2 protein-coding genes are annotated in these 1,128 nt (G+C 37.1%); both read right to left on the reverse strand.

The features are described from left to right. Positions 1-263 precede the first annotated feature (263 nt). Positions 264-572 (reverse strand): hypothetical protein, encoded by a 309-nt coding sequence (locus tag BK120_RS34240; RefSeq protein WP_076271928.1) that lies wholly within the window; start codon positions 570-572, stop codon positions 264-266. A 158-nt stretch (positions 573-730) separates the two neighbouring features. Then, positions 731-961, reverse strand: a complete 231-nt coding sequence (locus BK120_RS34245; protein WP_076271929.1) for a hypothetical protein — start codon at positions 959-961, stop codon at positions 731-733. Between the last annotated feature and the right edge of the window lie 167 nt (positions 962-1,128).

Here is a 1,128-nt window from a genome sequence, read left to right on the forward strand (position 1 = left end):
GTGCTAAAACCAACATCATATAAAGCCGAATCCTTCCAATAACGTTCACAGGATAAAAGGACAGCATTCGTCTCACAAACCTCTTCGAATCTTGAGAGTAATTTTCGAGCCTTTTCCTCTGTATTCACTTTGAAAAACGCATGCCAATGAATGCTTTTATACATCTAGATACCCCAATCATTGAATAAGATGCGATGGTAGTTTAACGATTCAGCCTGTTGTCATTGAACTATCGTTTCCCGTTACTTCAATTCCTGGAAACGTTACCAAATATAATAGCCTGAGTGTTTTTTGTTATTTATTAAAATCATGGTTATTGAAACAGCACCCAATATAATATATATCCCTAGAAATACTGGTAATGAGAGGATACCCTTGTTTCCAAAAATTCCCATTATAATAAAAGTCATTCCTAATAAGATGTGTGGGAATATCAATCCTTTTTGGAATGAGGCTAGCTCATCCCCACTTAAAATATCTATTACGGATTTTCTAAGAAGAAATTTAAGTTTTAAAAAATGACAAACCCCGATTACAAGCATCCAAATACCTAGAAAAATTTGTGCATACATTCCCTTACCTCCTTTCTTAACATATTACAATTTTTCCCAACTCTGTTGTTAAGCAAATCTGCCCGTTAGCGTAACGACGAAGGGCTGCCAAGTGGCAGCCCTTTTAGTCTTCAACTATCGTCACCCGTTAGTTGAGCAGCGTGGTGATGTTGTTAAATTTAACGAATAAAACTAATCAAGACTGCTACCGCACCCATTAACACTAAAATTGAAAATACAAAGTAGCCGAAGATTTTTAGAGGACGCGGCATTGAATTTAAATCTATTTTTTTCATTGGTCCTCCACCCTCAATATTTTGAATAGAGCGAAGGTTCTCATCTAAATAATTATCTTTACTTTGCAAATGTTCCTTTTCGGGCTGGGTTTCATGGATGTTGTTTGTGCTCATTCCAAGTCCCCTTTCAATTCGGTTTACATGGAATATTCTACCACGTTTATGAAAATCATGTAACCCGTTAAGCACCACGCTAACCTGACCGTTCGTATTATGAGGTCACCAGATCTTTCTGGTAGACCTCATTTTTGTGTGGTCTTAAGATAGCGGTAGCCGGGGAT

Source organism: Paenibacillus sp. FSL A5-0031 (assembly GCF_001956295.1).
Lineage (GTDB): Bacteria > Bacillota > Bacilli > Paenibacillales > Paenibacillaceae > Pristimantibacillus.

What these genes read in the sequence shown, in the direction of transcription:
- BK120_RS34240 (WP_076271928.1), bottom strand. Translation starts at nt 572, where the DNA reads ATGTATGCACAAATTTTTCTAGGTATTTGGATGCTTGTAATCGGGGTT.
- BK120_RS34245 (WP_076271929.1), bottom strand. Translation starts at nt 961, where the DNA reads ATGAGCACAAACAACATCCATGAAACCCAGCCCGAAAAGGAACATTTG.